Raw genomic sequence first — 18,024 nt, forward strand, 5'->3', positions numbered from 1 at the left:
CGGCGGGCCAGCCCTCGTGCGGCTCGGCCGTCGCGCGGAGTCGGTGTCGCGCGGGTTGGTCGTCGCGCGGGTCGGTCGTCTCGCGGGTCCCTCGTCTGCGGCGGGCCAGTTGTCATGCGGGTTGGTCGTCGGGTGGGTCGGTTGTCCGGGGCGTCGGTCGTTGGGGCGGGACGTGGGGCGGTTGTCGAGGCGGCGTCCAGATGGGTCGCTGATCTCGCTCGGCGAGCGGCAGCGGGCGCGCTGAGCCGGGTCGGGGGCCAGGAACGGCGGCGCTTGTGCGGGGGCGGCCCGAGGGCGAACCGCCTAGGCAGGTCAGGAACGGAGGCGGAGGCCGCGGGGGGTCGGGTGGAAGCCCGCGGATTCCAGGGCGGCGGCCAGCGGGGAGGTGGCGATCGACTCGCCGTCGGCGCGTTCCACGGTCAGTTTGCCCAGGGCGCCCTCGCGGACGGCCAGCGCCAGCGCGTCGACCGCGGGTTGTAGGACGGTGGGGTCGTCGTCCCAGGTCAGCAGGGTCCGGCCGCCGCGTTCGACGTACAGGACGAGGTGGCCCTCCACGAGGACGACGAGCGCGCCCGCCTTGCGTCCGGGCTTGTGGCCGCTGGCGACCTCGTCGGCGCGGGCGGGCCAGGGCAGGGCCGCGCCGTAGGGGTTGGCGGGGTCGGCGGCGGCGAGCACGAGGGCCCGCTGGCGCGGCGGCTCCCGCGGCGTCTCCCATTGGGAGGCGAGGTCGTTCTGGGTGACGGCGGACGAGCGGAAGGCCCGCAGCCGGTCGACGGCTCCCGGGAGCGCGAACTGGGCGGCGCCCAGGCCCTCGACGAAGTACCCCCTGCGGCATCGTCCGCTCTCTTCGAACGCGCGCAGGACGGGGTAGACGGCGGCGAACCCGCCGGGGGTGTGCTCGGCGGCCACGGCGCCCCGGATCACGATGCCGTACCGCTCCAGCAGCGCCTCGGCCCGGGCGTGCGAGCGCGGGGTCGCGTTGGTCTCGCGCTGGGGGAGCGGCCACCAGCGTCCGGCGACCGTGGGCGGGCCCGTCCGGGACGGCATGACGGGACGTCCGCGCCGCGTCGTCCTGGACCGGTGCGTCGGACGTCCCGAACCGAGCGCCGAGCGGAGCGGGGCCAGGGTGTCGTTGGTGAGGTGACCCGCCCAGACCAGGTCCCACACGGCGGCGACGAGGTCGGCGTCGCCGATCCGCTCGCCGGCGCCGGTCTGCTCGGTGGCGCGGGGCCGGTTCACCCGGTCGGAGAGCATGCGGAAGAACAGGGCTCCGCCGTCGCCCAGCGCGTCCAGGACGGCATCGTGCACGGGCGTGAGGGTGATCTCCGTCGGCTCCGGCATCAGCAGCGGCGCGGTGTCGGCCAGGTACAGCGCGACCCATCCGTCCCCGCCCGGGAGCGCGCCCTGCCCCGCCCAGACCACCTCGCCCGCGGACGTCAGCTCGTCCAGCATGGCGGGCGTGTAGCCGGGCACCCGGGACGGCAGCACCAGCGACTCCAGCGCGGACGCGGGCACCGCCGCGCCCTGGAGCTGCTCGATCGCCTGGACGAGCGCGTCGATGCCGCGCAGTCGCGTGCCGCCCGTGATGCCGTGCCAGGCGGGCAGGAAGCGGCCGAGCGACTCCGGCGGGGACGGCTCGACCTCGGCGCGCAGCCGGGCCAGGGAGCGGCGCCGCAGCGTCCGCAGCACGCCGGTGTCGCACCACTCGCTGGTCAGCGGGCCCGACACCGACTCGACGGGCAGGAACTCGCCCTCGACGACGCGTCCGGCACCGGCCAGCCGCCGCAGCGTCTCGACCACCACGGCCGTGCCCAGCCCGAACAGCTCCGCCGGGCCGGACGGACGGAACGGCCCGTGCGTGCGCGCGTAGCGGGAGACCAGGTCGCCGAGCGGGTCGCCGACGGGTTCGAGGAACGCCTCGGGGATGCCGACGGGCAGCGGCGCGCCGAGCGCGTCCCGCAGGCGCGCCGCGTCCTCGATCGCGGCCCACCGTTCGCGGCCGCCCACCCGGACGCGGATCGCCCGCCGCGTCACCTCCAGCTCCACCAGCCACCGCCCGGCCTCCGAGCCGGAGGTGACGCGCTCGGCGACCTCGGCGGTCGTGAGGGGGCCGAGGGCGCGCAGCAGGTCGGCGACGCCCTCCACGTCGCGGGCGCGGCGGTCGGGCGCGAGGCGTTGCAGCTCGCGCTCGGTGTCGGTGACGGCCTCGGGGTCGAGGAGTTCGCGCAGGTCCGCCTGGCCGAGCAGCTCGGCCAGCAGCGCCGAGTCGAGCGTGAGCGCCTGGGCGCGGCGTTCGGCGAGCGGGGAGTCGCCCTCGTACATGAACGCGCCGATGTAGTCGAACAGCAGCGAACGCGCGTAGGGGGACGGTTCGGGCGTCTCCACCTCCACCAGGCGGACCTTGCGTCCCGACATGTCGCGCATCAACCGCACCAGGCCCGGGACGTCGAACACGTCTTGCAGGCACTCGCGCATCGTCTCCAGGACGATCGGGAACGACGGGTACTTGCTCGCCACCGCCAGCAGTTGCGCGGCGCGCTGGCGCTGCTGCCACAGCGGCATGCGCTTGTCGGGACGGCGCCGGGGCAGCAGCAGCGACCGCGCCGCGCACTCCCGGAACCGGGCCGCGAACAGCGCCGACCCGCCCAGCTCGTCCACGACGACGCGCTCGATGTCGTCGGGGTCGAAGACGGCGGTGTCGAGCCCGGGCGGCTCGTCGGTGTCGGGGATGCGGATCACGATGCCGTCGTCGGCGTGCATGGCCTGCGCGTCGCCGTACCGTTCCCGCAGGCGGCCCGCGATGGCGAGCGCCCAGGGGGCGTGCACGCGCGCGCCCAGCGGCGAGTGGACGATCATCCGCCAGTCGCCGAGCTCGTCGCGGAACCGCTCGACGACCATCGTCCGGTCGTCGGGGACGTGCCCGGTGGCCTCGCGCTGCTCGCCCAGGTAGGAGACGAGGTTCCCGGCGGCCCAGGCGTCCAGCCCGGCGGCGGCGACGCGTTCGCGCGCGGCCTCCGGCGCGAGCCCGGCCAGCTCGCGGGTGAACTCGCCCAGGGCACGGCCCAGTTCGGCGGGACGGCCGAGCTGGTCGCCGTGCCAGAACGGCAGCTTGCCCGGCTGGCCGGGCGCAGGTGACACCAGAACCTGGTCGGGCGTGATGTCCTCGATCCGCCAGGAGCTCGCGCCGAGCACGAACACGTCGCCCACGCGCGACTCGTAGACCATCTCCTCATCGAGTTCGCCAACCCGGGAGGACTTCTCGCCGACGAGGAACACGCCGAACAGGCCGCGGTCGGGAATGGTGCCGCCGCTGGTCACCGCGAGGCGCTGCGCGCCCGGGCGGTCGCGCAGGACGCCGGTGACGCGGTCCCAGACGAGGCGGGGGCGCAGCTCGCCGAACTCGTCGCTCGGGTAGCGCCCGGCGAGCATGTCCAGGGTCGCCTCCAGCGCCGAGCGGGGCAGCGTGGCGTAGGGGGCGGCGCGTTTGACGAGGGTGTCCAGGTCGTCGACGGTCCACTCGTCCATGGAGACCATCGCGACGATCTGCTGGGCCAGGACGTCCAGCGGGTTGCGCGGGTAGCGCAGCTCCTCGATGCCGCCGGTGCGCATCCGCTCCGACACCACCGTCGTCTGCACGAGGTCGCCCCGGTACTTGGGGAAGATGACGCCCTTGGACACCGCCCCCACCTGGTGGCCCGCGCGTCCCACCCGCTGGAGGCCGCTCGCCACCGACGGCGGCGACTCCACCTGGACGACCAGGTCGACCGCGCCCATGTCGATGCCCAGCTCCAGGCTGGACGTCGCCACCACGGCCGGAAGGCGGCCCTCCTTCAGCGCGTTCTCGATGACGGCCCGCTCCTCCTTCGACACCGAGCCGTGGTGCGCGCGGGCGATCTCCACGGGCGCGTCCGCGGGCCTTCCCCTGGACGCGCCCGCCTGCGCCATCGTCGCGGCGGGGGAGTGGTCCTCCGGAAGGAGCTCGCCGGTCGCGCGCTCGTAGGCCAGTTCGTTGAGCCGCCCGCACAGGCGCTCGGCCAGCCGCCGCGAGTTGGCGAACACCAGCGTCGAGCGGTGCGACTCGATCAGGTCGAGCAGCCGATGCTCCACGTGCGGCCAGATGCTGCGCTGGCGCGGGTCGGCCGTCCCCGCGTCGTCGACGAACTGCCCCATCTCGCCCATGTCCTCGACGGGGACGACGATGTCGAGGTCGAAGACCTTGTCGGACGGGGGCTGGACGACCGACGCGGGCCGCGCGCCGCCGAGGAACGCCGCCACCTCGTCGGTCGGACGCACCGTCGCCGACAGCCCGACGCGCTGCGCGGGACGTTCCAGGAGCGCGTCGAGCCGTTCGAGGGAGAGCGCCAGATGCGCGCCGCGCTTGGTGCCCGCCACGGCGTGCACCTCGTCCACGATCACCGTCTCCACCCCGCGCAGCGACTCGCGCGCCCGCGAGGTGAGGATCAGGAACAGCGACTCGGGGGTGGTGATGAGGATGTCAGGCGGTTTGACCGCCAGCCTGCGGCGCTCGTCGGCCGGGGTGTCGCCCGACCGCATGCCGACCCGCACGTCCGGCTCGGGCAGGCCGAGGCGCCGCGCGGCCTGCCGGATGCCGGTCAGCGGGGCGCGCAGGTTGCGCTCGACGTCCACGGCGAGGGCCTTGAGCGGCGAGACGTACAGGACGCGGCAGCGCTTCAGCGGATCGGGCGCCGCCGCGGCCTCGCTCAGGTTCGCGCCGGCGGCCTCGGCCGCCGTGAGGCGGTCGAGCGACCACAGGAACGCGGCGAGGGTCTTGCCGGAGCCGGTCGGCGCGACGACCAGCGTGTTGTCGCCGCTCGCGATCGACTCCCACGCCCCGGCCTGGGCGGCGGTCGGCGCGGCGAACGCCCCGGCGAACCACGACCGGGTCGCCGGGGAGAAGCGTTCGAGCACGTCACCCCTCATGCCGACCATCCTGCCTCGCGGGTCCGACAGAACGCGCCGCCGTGGCGTGCGTCACATCGAAGCAAGCGCTTGACCGGCTGCCGGACGGACGTCGCGTCCGCCGGCCTCGGATAGCGTGGGCGGGTGCGGCTCACAGTTTTCTGGGATCGGATGAACCAGCAGTTCGGCGAGCGCTACGCCGAGAGCGTGGCCAAGGACTACGTCATCGCGGGGCTCGGCGGCCGCACCATCGAGCAGGCCCTCGCGGACGGGGAGCCCGCCAAGAAGGTCTGGCAGGCCGTGGTGGACACCTTCGACGTCCCGTCCACGCTCCACTGACACCGGCGTCCGCCCCGCGGGTCGGCGGTCCTCAGTAGACCGCGACCGCGGTGACAAAGCCGATCATCAGGTTGGCCACCGCCAGCAGGATCGCGGCGGGCTCCAGCCGGTCCTCGGCGTCGTCGGCCAGCCTACGGATGCTGATCCCCACCAGCCGGTCGAAGATCACCGTGGCGACCGTCTGCGCGATGATGCCGACCCCGCCGAACACCAGCGTCCTGGTCAGGCCCTCCGCGAGGTCGCCGCCGGACGCGTAGATCGACACCCCGACGATCAGGCCGACGCCGACCGTCGCCGCGCAGGCGAGCAGCGTCGCGTTGGGGTTGCGGTGCTCGCGGATCACCGTGATAAGGCGGCCGGGCGTGGCGAGGTCGGTCATGTAGAAGCCGACGATGAACAGCACCAGGCCGACCCCGGCGTAGGCGAGCAGCGCCCCGGTCCCGTCCAGCAGGATCTGGCCGAGGCTGTCGTCGTTCGCCGCCAAGGTGGTCATGGTTCTCCTTAGAAGGTGGGGATCGGGGCCTACGGCGGAGCTCCGCGCGCGGGACCGTGGGCCTACAGGGGAATGCGGTGCGGGACGAACGAGGACGTGTCGTCGGTGATGAGCCCGGCGGTCTCACGGATGCCGATCCCCGCCGACTCGTCCTCGACGACCCACGCGCCGATCACCGGGTGCTCGCCGTCGAAGTCGGGAAGCGCGCAGAACTCCTGGAAGACGAACCCCTCCGCGCCGTAGTCGCCCTGGGTGCGCTGCTCGCCGCCGTCCGGGGTGACGATGCGCATGCTCGCGCCCTCCCGGCCCAGCAGGGGCTTCTGCACGTACGAGGTGAGGCTCCCGGGCGTGTTCAGGTAGGTGGGGAGCAGGTTGGGGTGCCCGGGGAACAACTCCCAGAGCAGGACGAGCAGCGCCTTGTTCGACAGCACCATCTTCCAGATCGGCTCGATCCACGCCGTGGGCGTGCCGGGGATGTTGCGTCCGAACGGCTCGGAGACGATCCACTCCCAGGGGTAGAGCTTGCAGAGGGTCCGGATCTCCCTCTCGTCCATGTCGACGAACCGTTCGCGGGCGGAGTCCCAGCCGATGTCCTCCATGGCGATCGCCATGCCGGGCAGGCCCGCCTCCTCGGCGGTCTCCTGCATGTAGGCGATCGTCATGACCTCCTCACCGGTCTCGTCGCCGTTCGTCCACGCGAAGTGCACGGGCCCGTCGGCCACCTTGGGGAGGATCTCCTTCCAGCGGGCCACCAGGCGCTCGTGCAGGGAGTTCCACTGGTCGTCGCCGGGATAGACGTCCTGGAGCCAGTACCACTGGACGATCGAGCTCTCCACCAGGGCGGTCGGCGTGTCCGCGTTGTACTCCAGGAGCTTCGCCGGGCCGACGCCGTCGTAGCGCAGGTCGAACCGGCCGTACAGGTGCGGGTCCCCGCGCCGCCACGACTCCTCGATCAGCGGCGCGACCCACTCCGGTATGCCGAGGACGTGGTACCGCCCGGTGGTGACGACGTGCTCCACCACGTGCAGGCACATCCGGTGCAGTTCCTCGACGACCTCTTCGAGCGCGAGCACCTCGTCCATGTCGAAGACGTAGTGGACGGACTCGTCCCAGTAGGGCCTCGGCAGATGTTCCGGGTGCGCGGTCTTGTGGAAGGCCAGCCCCTGCGACTCGACCTTCTCGGCCCAGCCGTCCCGGGGCGTCGAACGTGTACGGCGCACCGGTCAGCTCCCGCTCCGGCCGCTGCCGCCGAACCCGCCCCGGCTCAGGGTCCGCCCGCTGCTCGACTTGATTTTGCCCTTGCTGGACCGGAAGGAGGTGCCCCCCGACACGTACCCGCTGGAGTCACGGCTGCCGCCGTAGTACCAGAAGTACCGGTTGTACGACGAGTCGTATCCCTTCTCGATGTCGCCGGTGTTGCAGTAGACGTCCGAGACCACCTTGTAGCCGCCCTTGGTCTTCCCGACCGCCGGGGCGTTCCGGTCCACGCAGTACGCGGTGGTCGACTTGGAACCGCAGGCGACCAGGGCCAGCGACAGCGCGCCCAGCATCCCGACCTTCACGGCACGGGAACTGAGCCGGCGGGTGGGCTCCTGTGGGGGCAAGAGGAACACGTCCTTCGGATCGGGGGTCGAGCATCCAGAAGGTTCCGGACGGCACGGTCGGACGTCCCCGGGCAGAAGGAATCCGACATGCGCGGCCACAGCCTAGGGGCGGTACACATGGGACGGAAGTGACCCGTATTCCGGTTCCGTTACATCGTGGACACAGCCGGTTCCGACGAGAGTCCGCCCGGCATCAGTCGCTACGGGCGTCAGTCCGGTACGGGCAGGTGCGCGTAGAGGTCCATCGCGTCCACGGTCGAGGGCAGATCGCTGACCTGCCCGTCGCCGACCTCCACCACCCGCCACTCGCCGTCCGTGCGGCGCGCGAGGTCGGTGGTGATGAACCGGCAGCCGAGGGCCCGGACGGCGGGCGCGACGGCGTCCAGCGCGGGGTCGGGCTCCACGTCGGGGCTGTCGGGATGCGGCCCGATGAGCGCGGGCTCCCCGTCTACCCACCACACCCGTGCCTCGCCCTCGCCGTCGTAGGGCTCGTACTCCCGCACCACGAGGCCGCCCGCGAGATGGTCGTCCTGCAAGGCGACCATCTTGGCGGCGATGTCGTGCAACTGGGCGAGGTTCTTCACGTCCGGCACGAAGCACGCCTCTTCCCACTCGTGCTTGCGCGACTTCACGTAGTCCTTGACCACCCCGGGGCCGCCGTTGAGCGGGCGGACGAGTTCTCCCAGCTCGTTCAGGTCACCCGGGTCCTGGCCCGGTACCAGGGGACGCCACACGCTGTGCGGGGTCAGACCCGCGAACGTGTCGTGCCAGCCCGGCAGTTCGTGCGCGCGCCTGTAGTCGTCCGGATGGGTCAGCAGCACCGTCCCACGCTGTTTCATGACCGCGGCCACCGCGGCGTACTCGTCGCCCGTGAGCATCCAGCCGCGATACCAGATCGCGCCCAGGTCCGACGGCACCGCCCGCACGGCGTCCTCCACGTCCCCACGGCGCAGCGCCTCGTGGTCGAGCAGGGCGATCTCGCCGTAGTGGTCCCGCACCGCCGCCGCCTCGCGGGAGAAGTGCGGGTCAACGCGCCGTGGATGGAGCGGGTCGCCGCAGAAGAGGACGGTCAGCGTCATGATGGAACCCTCCGTGGACGGCGCCAGCGTACGGGGTCCAGACCACCGTACGCACGGAGATTCCTGCCCAAATCGGGAGACGCGACGATGATCGAACTTATGTTCGGTACGCTGATCTCCCGTCCGCGGCGTCATCCACAACCGCGCCCGGGACTCGAAAGTGTCGGTGGCCCGCCGTAACGTCGCCCTCGACATCGCAAGGCAGCGGCCGAGAGCCGACATTCACGACGAGAAGGACATCTCATGGCAGCGAACGACCGGGAGAAGGCTCTCGAGACCGCCCTCGCCCAGATCGAGCGGCAGTTCGGCAAGGGCTCGGTCATGCGGATGGGCGAGGAGGCGCGGGCGCCGGTCGAGGTGATCCCCACCGGCGCGATCGCCCTCGACATCGCACTCGGCATCGGCGGCCTGCCGCGCGGCCGCGTCGTCGAGGTGTACGGCCCCGAGGGCTCCGGCAAGACCACCGTCGCGTTGCACGCGGTGGCCAGCGTCCAGAAAATGGGCGGCATCGCCGCGTTCGTCGACGCCGAGCACGCCCTCGACCCCGAGTACGCCGGCAAGCTCGGCGTCGACATCGACGCGCTGCTGGTCTCCCAGCCCGACACCGGCGAGCAGGCCCTGGAGATCACCGACATGCTGATCCGCTCCGGCGCGATCGACATCGTCGTCATCGACTCCGTCGCCGCGCTCGTTCCCCGCGCCGAGATCGAGGGTGAGATGGGCGACAGCCACGTCGGCCTCCAGGCGCGCCTGATGTCGCAGGCGCTCCGCAAGCTCACCGGCGCGATCAACCAGACCAAGACCACCGCCATCTTCATCAACCAGCTCCGCGAGAAGGTCGGCGTCATGTTCGGCTCCCCGGAGACCACCACCGGCGGCCGCGCGCTGAAGTTCTACGCGTCCGTCCGGCTGGACGTCCGCCGGATCGAGACGCTCAAGGACGGCACCGAGGCCGTCGGCAACCGCGTCCGCGTCAAGGTCGTCAAGAACAAGATGGCGCCCCCCTTCCGCGTCGCCGACTTCGACCTCCTCTACGGGTACGGCATCAGCCGCGAGGGCGGGCTGATCGACCTCGGCGTCGAGCACGGCTTCGTCCGCAAGTCCGGCGCCTGGTACACCTGCGACGGCGACCAGCTCGGCCAGGGCAAGGAGAACGCCCGCAACTTCCTCAAGGCCAACCCCGACATGGCGGACGGCATCGAGAAGAAGATCAAGGAGAAGCTGGGCATCGGCCCGAAGGTCGACAAGGAGGCCGAGCCCGCCGCGGCCCCCGGCGCCGAGCCGTCCACCCCGCCCGCCCCCGACTTCACCCCCGCGGCCAAGCCCCCGCTCACTGGCAAGAGGGCCGCCAAGGCCGCTAAATCGGGTGATTCCTAACGGTCAATCCTCCGATATGGGTGACTCTTGACGAGGAGTGAGCGATGATCTCGTATGCAGGGCGGCGGCGCCTTACCCGGTGCCTGCCAGGCGCACGGACCTTCCCCGATGGCGCCGCCGCTCCCGTCGGCCCGGACGTCGAGCCCACCCGGCTCGGCGGCCGGGGCACCCGCCCTCCATCGCGTCGAGGCGTCCCCGGAGGGGCGGGGACGTGAGCCTCCCCTGGGAGCCCCTCCCCACCAACCCCTGGACCACGGACCCGGACCCCCCCGACCCGCAGACGTCCCCCGAGGCCCCCACCGCCGACCGCCCACCAGAGCCACCCCCGCCCAAAGCGGCCACCACCGCGCCCCCGCAACCTGCCGCCGAACCCCAGGACGGCCGCTCCGCCCCCGCCCAACTCCGAGCCGGGCAACCAAGAACGCCCCAGGGAATCGGCGCCGAGGAGTCCACCCCCGAGGCGCGCACGACCGGGCCCACAGGTGCCGAAGCAGCTAGCGCAGGGCCCGCCGACGCCCGGGGCAGCAGCACCGATACCAGGACGTGGGATTTCGAGGCGAGCGAGGCTGGTGGCGTGGAGGGGGGCGACACAGGAACGGCCGACGTCTGGGCGACAGACGCCGGAGCAGGCGATGGCGGAACGGCCGACACCAGGACGCCGCACGCGGAGGTCGGGCTAAGTGCGCCTCGTGCGCCAGCGACGGCGGATGCGCGAGAGCTGCTCGGTGCGCGTGCGGGAGAGGCGGCGGATGCGGCAGAGGCACCGGGTGCACGAGAAGTGCTCGGTGCGTCAGAGGTACCCGGTGCGCGAGAAACGGCGGCAGGGTCAGAGGCGTCCGGTTCTCGTGTGCGAGAGGCGGCGGAGGCCCGAGAGGCGGCGGGTGCGCGAGAGGCGGGCGGGGCGGGAGAGGCTGTCGGTGCTCGGGATGGGGCTGGTGGGGGAAGGGCGGGGCGGCGGGGTGGTAAGCGGCCTGGGGTCTTGGGGGAGAAGGGGGCGTCTGCTGCGTGGGGTGGCGCGGTGGGAGGGGCGGGTGAGAGCGGCGCGGCGGGGGCGTCTGGCGGGGGTGGTGCGGCGGCCGTCGGAGATGGTGATGCGGCGAAGGCCGGTGGTAGCGGGGCGGCGAAGGTCCGGGGGAGGGGTGCGGCGGCGGTTGGTGGGGGTGCGGGGAAGGGTGGGGGTGAGGGGGGGCGGCTCGGGGAGGGGGCCGCGCGGGAGGTTTGTTTGCGGATGCTGGCGGGGGCGCCTCGTACTCGGGCCCAGCTCGCGGACGCGTTGCGGCGGAAGGGGTTTCCCGATGATGTGGCGGAGTCCGTTCTGTCGCGCTTCACCGATGTCGGGTTGATCGACGACGAGGCGTTCGCGCAGGCGTGGGTGCGGTCGCGCCATGCGGGACGGGGTCTTGCCAAGCGCGCGCTCGCGGCGGAGCTGCGGCGGCGCGGGGTCGACAACGAGACCGTCAACGATGCCGTCGAGACGCTGGACCCGGAGCAGGAGGAGCGCACCGCGCGTGCCCTGGTCGAGCGCAAGCTCCGTAGCACGCGGGGCGTTGACCCGGCCAAACGTACGCGGCGGCTGGTCGGCATGCTGGCGCGCAAGGGGTACCCGCCGGGGCTCTGCTACCGGGTGGTCAAGGAGGCGCTGGCGGAGGAGGGCGCCGACCTTGAGGACTTTCCGGAGGCGCCCCTGGAGTGACCGGGTGAACAAGGGGCGACACGCCGGGGAATGACGGGCGGGCTGACTCGCGGTGAGCTCGCGCTGACTTGGGTGGAGTCGACAAGGCAGGTCGGCGGGGGTGTGCTGGTCAGAAAGCGCGGTAAGGAAGTCGTCACGCGGGCGTTCGGTTAGTCCGGAATGCCCCGGGTTTGCTTGCTCATTACCTCCATGCCGCTTACCGTTACGGCAGTGAGGAGTTACTCCGCGTCTCGCGGATTGCTATACGGCCGAGCACGTTCGGGCAGCTGAGAGGCATAAAGGGCAGGTTCGTTGGCCGGATTCGGCCGAATCATCGGGCACGCGTGCGGCGTGGTCCGGCGATGTCGCACACCCGAAAGGGCGTGAGTAAGTCCTCGCAAGGCAGGGTCCTGACAGCGGGCCCACGGCGAGGAAGGATCTGCCTCATGGAGAGCGTCCTGCTGGGTGCAGCGCTGCTGGTGACCCTGGCCGCTCTCGTCATCGTCGTCCTGCGGCGCCCGGGCATGCCGGGACGGGCCGCGGCGGAGATGGCACGCGCGCAGACCGAGGCGGACGAGGTCCGGTCGAAGGCCAAGCTCGACGCGCAGGAGGTCCTGCGGAAGGCCGAGGAGCAGGCGCGCCAGATCGTCGTCACGGCGCGCGGGGAACGCGAGGAGCTTGAGGAGGAGGCGCGTTCCTTCCGGGAGGATCTGCGCGTCCTCAGGGAGGACCTGGAGCGCCGGGAGGCGCGTCTCGCCGAGCGGGAACAGCGGTTGGACGGCGAGGTCCGCAGGCTGGAGGAATGGTCCGGACGGCTCACGGAGACCAAACGGGCCCTCCAGGCCCGCAAGGAGGAACTCGGCAAGGTCGAGGACGAGCGGCGCCAGATCCTGGAGCAGGCGGCGGGGCTCACCGCCGAGCAGGCCAAGGCGGAGCTGGTCAGCGTGATCGAGAACCAGGCCAAGCGCGAGGCCATCCCGATCACCCGGGAGATCGAGAACTCGGCGCGGGCGGAGGGCGACAAGCGCGCCCGCAAGATCGTGACGTTGGCGATCCAGCGGGTCGCGAGCGAGCAGACGGCCGAGTCGGTCGTGTCGGTGCTGCACCTGCCGAGCGACGAGATGAAGGGCCGCATCATCGGACGCGAGGGCCGCAACATCCGCGCGTTCGAGACGACCACGGGCGTGAACCTCATCATCGACGACACCCCCGAGGCGGTACTGCTGAGCTGCTTCGACCCCGTGCGCAGGGAGGTCGGACGGCTCACCCTGGAGAAACTCGTCCTGGACGGCCGGATCCACCCGCAGCGCATCGAGGAGATCTACGAGCGCAGCAAGAGCGACGTGGAGCAGCTCTGCGTGCGCGCGGGCGAGGACGCGCTGGTGGAGGTCGGCATCGCCGACATGCATCCCGAGCTCATCGCGCTCCTGGGCCAGCTCCGGTACCGGACGTCCTACGGGCAGAACGTCCTGAAGCACCTCATCGAGTCCGCGCACATCGCCGGGATCATGGCGAGCGAGTTGCGGCTGCCGGTGGAGACGGCCAAGCGGTGCACGCTGCTGCACGACATCGGCAAGGCGCTCACCCACGAGGTGGAGGGCAGCCACGCGCTGATCGGCGCCGAGATCGCGCGCCGCTACGGCGAGGAGGAGGACGTGGTGCACGCCATCGAGGCGCACCACAACGAGGTCGAGGTCCGGACGGTGGAGGCCGTCCTCACCCAGGCCGCGGACGCCATCAGCGGCAGCCGCCCGGGCGCGCGCAGGGAGTCCCTGGAGGCCTACGTCAAGCGGCTTGAACGCCTGGAGGAGATCGCCCGGGAGAAGCACGAGGGCGTGGAGAAGGTCTTCGCCATGCAGGCGGGCCGGGAGATCCGGGTGATGGTCAAGCCCGACTCGGTGGACGACATCCAGGCGCAGGTCATCGCCCGCGACATCGCCAAGCAGGTCGAGGACGAGCTGACCTATCCGGGGCAGATCCGCGTGACCGTCGTCCGCGAGTCGCGCGCCATCGAGTTCGCCCGCTGAACACGACCTACGCTCACACAAACGTCCGCGGGCCTATGCGTCGTCGGAATCGGTGCCATCGGCGGCCGAATAAGCCGTCCGCCTGCCCGGACGGCCGTCACCGGGACGGCGGGATGCTCGGGGCCTCCTGGCTGTGCCCAGGACGTTCCCCCGCGCCGACTCAGCGCGTCGCCCTCTCACCCGCACGCCAACACGCGCGGTCGGCAGCAGCAGGAACGCCTCGACCGTCGGCAGAATCGCACGATGGGTGCCCGCATCGGCCCGAGGCCGCGCAGCCGCGTCCCGGCCCGCCGTTCCCGCCACCGCTGTCCAGTGCACATCGCCCGGTGCGCGGGCGCCGTTCCTCAACCCCGCCGTCGACGCGCGAGGCTGGTCATCGACCACATGCGACATGGGTGCCTACGCCGCTGGGACGGCAGGTATCGGTCGGCAGCCGAGATGGCCTCCCTCGGTGGCGCGCGCCGGTCGGCTAGTGGGACGGGGACGGTTCCGGCCGACCGGCGGGCGGGGGTCAGCCGACGGTGAGGTCGATCGGGTCGACGCCGCGGGGTTCGAAGCCGAGGGTCTGGCCGTAGAAGGCCAGTTCGGCCTCCAGGCAGGCGATGACGGTCTCGGCCTTGCGGAAGCCGTGGGCCTCGCCCTCGAACGTCAGGTAGGCGTACGGCATCTTCTTGGCGGCCAGGGCCACCGCGAAGCGCTCCGACTGGTCCGGGGGGACCACGGGGTCGTTGAGGCCCTGGAGGAGCAGGACGGGGCAGGCCGTGCGGTCGGCGTTGTTCAGCGGCGAGCGCTCCTCGTAGGCGCGCTCGAAGCCGGGCAGCGGGCCGATCAGACCGAACAGATACTGCGACTCGAAGTCGTGGGTGGTGCCGACGAAGCTCTGGAGCTCGCTGATCCCGTAGTAGGACGTGGCGGCCTTGAACACGTCGGTCTGGGTGATCGCCGCGAGCGTCGTCCAGCCGCCCGCGGAGCCGCCGCGGATCGCCAGCCGGGCGGGGTCGGCGATGCCGCCGTCGACGAGCGCCTGGGCGGCGGCCACGGCGTCCTCCACGTCCACCACGCCCCACTGGCGGCGCAGCCGTTCGCGGTAGGCGCGGCCGTATCCGGCGGAGCCGCCGTAGTTGACGTCGATGACGCCTATGCCGCGGCTGGTGAAGTACGCCCGTTCCAGGTCGAGCACCGTGGAGGCGCGTCCGGTGGGGCCGCCGTGCACGAAGACCACATACGGTGGCAGCTCGCCTTCCGGAGCCGTGGCCTCGGGGTTGGTCGGCGGGAAGACGTACGCATGCACGGGACGTCCGAACGGGCCCTCCAGCCGTTCGGCGCGCGGCTTGGACAGGTAGGCGACGTCCGGCAGCTCCGGAAGTTCGCGGCGGAGCCCCTCCACGCGTCCGGTCGTGGTGTCGATCCGCACGACGGACGGCGGGACGTCCGGCCCGCCGCCGATCCCGACGATGGTGGTGCCGTCCGCGGAGAGCTGGGACTGCCAGTGCTCGTAGGGGACCTCCAGGTCGATGAGGTCCAGCGTCTCCGGGTCGTAGATGCCGAGCCGCATGTCGCCCTCGCCGTGCAGGACGGCGAGACGGCCGTCGCCCAGCAGCGCGTACGGCATGCCGCCCAGTGTCCAGAGGGGGCTTGTGAACTCCTCCTCTGCGGGGTACAGCGCCTGCGGGGACTCACCGTGCAGGCCGACCTGGTAGATGTTCCACCAGCCGGGCCAGTCGGAGATGACGTACAGGGACTCGTCGTCACGCCACAGGGGCGCCACGACGGATTCGGTGAGGCCGCCCTTGACCGTGCGGGGCGCGACCGTCTTGCCGTTCTCCAGCGCGGCCACGCGCAGCTCCGTGCCGTCCCAGGGCATCCTCGGGTGGTTCCACTGCACCCACGCCAGATGGCCCCCGCCGGGAGAGGGACGCGGGCTCGCGTAGAAGTGCGCCCCGGTCACCAGCTCGCGGATCGCGCCCGCGTTCTCCGATGCACTGCCGTCCAACGGAATGGCGACGATCGCACGCCTGATCCCCGCGACGCCCTCCTCGCCCTCCGGCGGCGCGGCGATGTGCCCCTCGCAGACGCACCAGACCTCCGTGCCGTCCGGGGAGAGGACGAGGTCGGCGTAGCGCAGCCCCGCCTGGACGGCGGGCTCGGGCGTCAGGGGGTACGGCTTGGGGTCGCCCTCGTCGAGCCGGTGAAGCCGTTGGTCCTCGTAGTTGGAGAACACCAGCGACCAGCCCTGCTCGGTGCGGACCGGCAGGTATGACCGCCCGCCGTACTCGTGCACCCGCGTGCGCGCGTCCCAGGGGGCCTGGAGCAGGTCCGTCCGGTGACCGCCCCGGAGGTGGACGATGGTGGTCCGCCCGCCCTCCTCCGGTCGGGTCTCCTGCCACCACACGTCATCGCCGGCGACGGTGGGAAAGCTGAGGCGCCGCCGCGCGCGGGCGACGTCGGCTGCGGAGATGGGGGAGGGCCAGGAGCCGTAGGGGAGGGTCGCACGAGCGGTCATACCAGGAATCGTCCCGCATACGGGGAACGCTTGGGGCCATGACGGGCGGTTTGACTTCGGAAAGATACACGCCGGTCACCAGCCGACCCACCGGTAACAGGCGCCCTCGGCGTCACACGCGGCGGTGCCTGCGAGGTGCTCTCGGGCGCGGCGGAGCAGCGCGAGGAAGCGGCGGGGGCGCCGACCGGACGAGACCCGGTCGACGCCCCTGAAAGGCTCCCCACTGCGAGCTGAGGGCTCACGCGATGGATCACGGGCAGCCCGTCCCGAATTAGACGGAGCCCATCTCGCCCGCGGTGGCCATGCCGGGGACGGGGGGCGCGCCGAGCCCGCCGCCCATCGTCTTGGCCTCGGTCTTGCGGCTGCGGCGGCTGCGCCCCTCCACCCACGTCGCCAACCGGCTCATGGACATGTTGATCGCGATGTAGATGACCGCGACGACGAGGCCCGCCTGGAGCTTGTTGTTGTCGTAGTTGGCGGGCACCTGCCGGAACCCCGCGTTGAGGAGTTCGGGGTAGGCGATGATGAACCCGAGCGCGCTGTCCTTGAGCAGGACGACGATCTGGCTCACGATCGCCGGCATCATCACCGTGACGGCCTGCGGCAGCAGGACGAGCCGCATGACGCCGTTCTTGCGCAGGCCGATGGAGTAGGCGGCCTCCGACTGGCCCTTCGGGATCGACTGGACCCCGGCGCGCACCACCTCGGCCAGCACCGACCCGTTGTACATCACGAGGCCGAAGACGACCGCCGCGAACGCGGGCACGGTGATGACCCCGGCGTTGATCTCCACGCCGAAGATCGAGAAGAAGTTGTCGACGAGCACGCGCTGGAAGGTGCCGAACGCCGAGTCCGCGACGGACGGGCTGACCTTGTTCGGGATGAAGAACGCCAGGAAGATCAGGATCAGCAGCGGGATCGCCCGGAAGAACTCGACGACGATCCCGGCCGGGACCCGCACCCACCAGTGGTCCGACAGCCGGGCCAGGCCGAACACCACGCCGAACAGCAGCGCCAGCACGGTGCCGAGGGCCGCCGCCTTCAGCGTGTTCCACAGGCCCGGCAGGATCAGGTTGTCCCACACCGGCCACTTCAGGAAGGGGCTCCAGAGCTTGCCGGCGAACTGGTCCTTCTCGTTGAAGCGCCAGATCAGCGCGCCCAGGATGGCGAGGAACACCACCGCCGCGACGACGGTCAGGATGTTGTGCCGCGCGCGCGCCCGCGGGCCGGGCGCGTCGAAGAGGACGGTCGCTTCCTTGGTCATCGGGCCACCGCCATCCGCTTGTGCAGCCACCCGAAGAAGATTCCGGTCGGCAGCGTGAGGATCATGAAGGCCACGGCCACGCCGAGGAACAGCGGGATCGCCCCGCTGGTGAAGCTGGGCTGGTCGAGGAGGTCCTTCATGACCGAGGCGGTCTCGGCGTAGCTCGCCGCCGACGCCACCGTCGTGTTTTTGATCATGGCGACGAGGACGCTGCCGAGCGGCGCGATGACCGCGCGGAACGCCTGCGGCAGGATGACGATGCGCAGCGACTGGGTGAAGCCCAGCCCGAGCGACCGCGCGGCCTCGGCCTGCCCCAGGGGGACCGTGTTGATGCCCGAGCGCAGCGCCTCGCAGACGAACGCCGCCGTGTACCCGGAGAGCCCGAGGACCGACCACCAGTAATAGGTGCTGTTGTCCCCGGAGAACTTGAGCGCCAGCTCGTCGTTGAGACCGAGGCTGCACATCAGGAGCACGAGCGTGAGCGGGGTGTTGCGCAGGATGTTGACGTAGCCGGTCCCGAACGCGCGCAGCACGGGGATGGGCGAGACGCGGCAGCTCACCAGGAACGTGCCGAGGATCATCGAGAACACCGCGGCGAGCGCTGCCAGGCGGACCGTCGCCCAGAAGCCGTCGAGGAGCTGGTCGAAGTTGTCGAAGAAGGGGCCGAAGTCAAACATGGCTTAGCTGTTCCATGGCGTTCCAGCGGGTCGGGTCACGCGCGCGCGTCCAGGGGACGGTCAGAGGGC

At 71.7% G+C, this 18,024-nt stretch carries 12 protein-coding genes; 4 read left to right on the forward strand and 8 right to left on the reverse strand.

The genetic code is table 11. From position 1 onward, the window contains the following. Positions 1-312: 312 nt before the first annotated feature. Positions 313-4,941: an ATP-dependent helicase gene (locus tag K2F47_RS05455; RefSeq protein ID WP_242901617.1), complete on the reverse strand. Its 4,629-nt coding sequence runs from the start codon at positions 4,939-4,941 to the stop codon at positions 313-315. A 123-nt stretch (positions 4,942-5,064) separates the two neighbouring features. Between K2F47_RS05455 and K2F47_RS05460 the strand changes: the two genes are divergently transcribed. Further along, complete coding sequence (locus K2F47_RS05460; RefSeq protein ID WP_242901618.1) at positions 5,065-5,259, forward strand: DUF3046 domain-containing protein; 195 nt, start codon at positions 5,065-5,067, stop codon at positions 5,257-5,259. 31 nt (positions 5,260-5,290) lie between these two features. Here the strand turns inward: K2F47_RS05460 and K2F47_RS05465 are convergent, their stop codons facing one another. The 4 genes from K2F47_RS05465 to K2F47_RS05480 all read right to left on the reverse strand — a co-directional run bounded on the left by K2F47_RS05465 (position 5,291) and on the right by K2F47_RS05480 (position 8,435). Continuing rightward, positions 5,291-5,752, reverse strand: coding sequence for a DUF350 domain-containing protein (locus tag K2F47_RS05465; protein WP_242901619.1), 462 nt, complete (start codon positions 5,750-5,752; stop codon positions 5,291-5,293). A gap of 62 nt (positions 5,753-5,814) precedes the next feature. Then, positions 5,815-6,972 carry a glutathionylspermidine synthase family protein gene (locus K2F47_RS05470; RefSeq protein WP_242901620.1) on the reverse strand — a complete coding sequence of 386 codons (1,158 nt, stop codon included), beginning with the start codon at positions 6,970-6,972 and terminating at the stop codon, positions 5,815-5,817. 3 nt (positions 6,973-6,975) lie between these two features. Then, entirely contained in the window at positions 6,976-7,314 is a 339-nt protein-coding gene (locus K2F47_RS05475; protein WP_242901621.1) for a hypothetical protein, read from the reverse strand. Between the two features lie 251 nt (positions 7,315-7,565). Next, a complete protein-coding gene (locus K2F47_RS05480) occupies positions 7,566-8,435 on the reverse strand; it encodes an ATP-grasp domain-containing protein (RefSeq protein ID WP_242901622.1) in 870 nt (289 codons plus the stop codon). Between the two features lie 243 nt (positions 8,436-8,678). On the opposite strand from K2F47_RS05480, the gene recA reads away from it, so the two are divergent. The 3 genes from recA (at position 8,679) to rny (ending at position 13,511) form a co-directional block, all read left to right on the forward strand. Continuing rightward, positions 8,679-9,812, forward strand: coding sequence for a recombinase RecA (recA, locus tag K2F47_RS05485; protein WP_242901623.1), 1,134 nt, complete (start codon positions 8,679-8,681; stop codon positions 9,810-9,812). A gap of 1,018 nt (positions 9,813-10,830) precedes the next feature. Further along, positions 10,831-11,505: a regulatory protein RecX gene (locus tag K2F47_RS05490; RefSeq protein ID WP_372490821.1), complete on the forward strand. Its 675-nt coding sequence runs from the start codon at positions 10,831-10,833 to the stop codon at positions 11,503-11,505. Between the two features lie 437 nt (positions 11,506-11,942). Next, positions 11,943-13,511, forward strand: a complete 1,569-nt coding sequence (gene rny / locus K2F47_RS05495) for a ribonuclease Y (protein WP_372490834.1) — start codon at positions 11,943-11,945, stop codon at positions 13,509-13,511. A 511-nt stretch (positions 13,512-14,022) separates the two neighbouring features. Here rny and K2F47_RS05500 read toward each other — a convergent pair. From K2F47_RS05500 to K2F47_RS05510, 3 genes are all read right to left on the reverse strand, one after another. Beyond that, entirely contained in the window at positions 14,023-16,014 is a 1,992-nt protein-coding gene (locus K2F47_RS05500) for a S9 family peptidase (protein ID WP_242901625.1), read from the reverse strand. A gap of 271 nt (positions 16,015-16,285) precedes the next feature. Next, positions 16,286-17,278: an amino acid ABC transporter permease gene (locus K2F47_RS05505; protein ID WP_242901626.1), complete on the reverse strand. Its 993-nt coding sequence runs from the start codon at positions 17,276-17,278 to the stop codon at positions 16,286-16,288. Beyond that, positions 17,275-17,955 (reverse strand): amino acid ABC transporter permease, encoded by a 681-nt coding sequence (locus K2F47_RS05510; RefSeq protein ID WP_242901627.1) that lies wholly within the window; start codon positions 17,953-17,955, stop codon positions 17,275-17,277. Before K2F47_RS05510 ends, K2F47_RS05505 begins: the two co-directional genes overlap by 4 nt. Between the last annotated feature and the right edge of the window lie 69 nt (positions 17,956-18,024).

This window comes from Actinomadura terrae, assembly GCF_022751215.1.
Taxonomy (GTDB): Bacteria; Actinomycetota; Actinomycetes; order Streptosporangiales; family Streptosporangiaceae; genus Spirillospora; species Spirillospora terrae.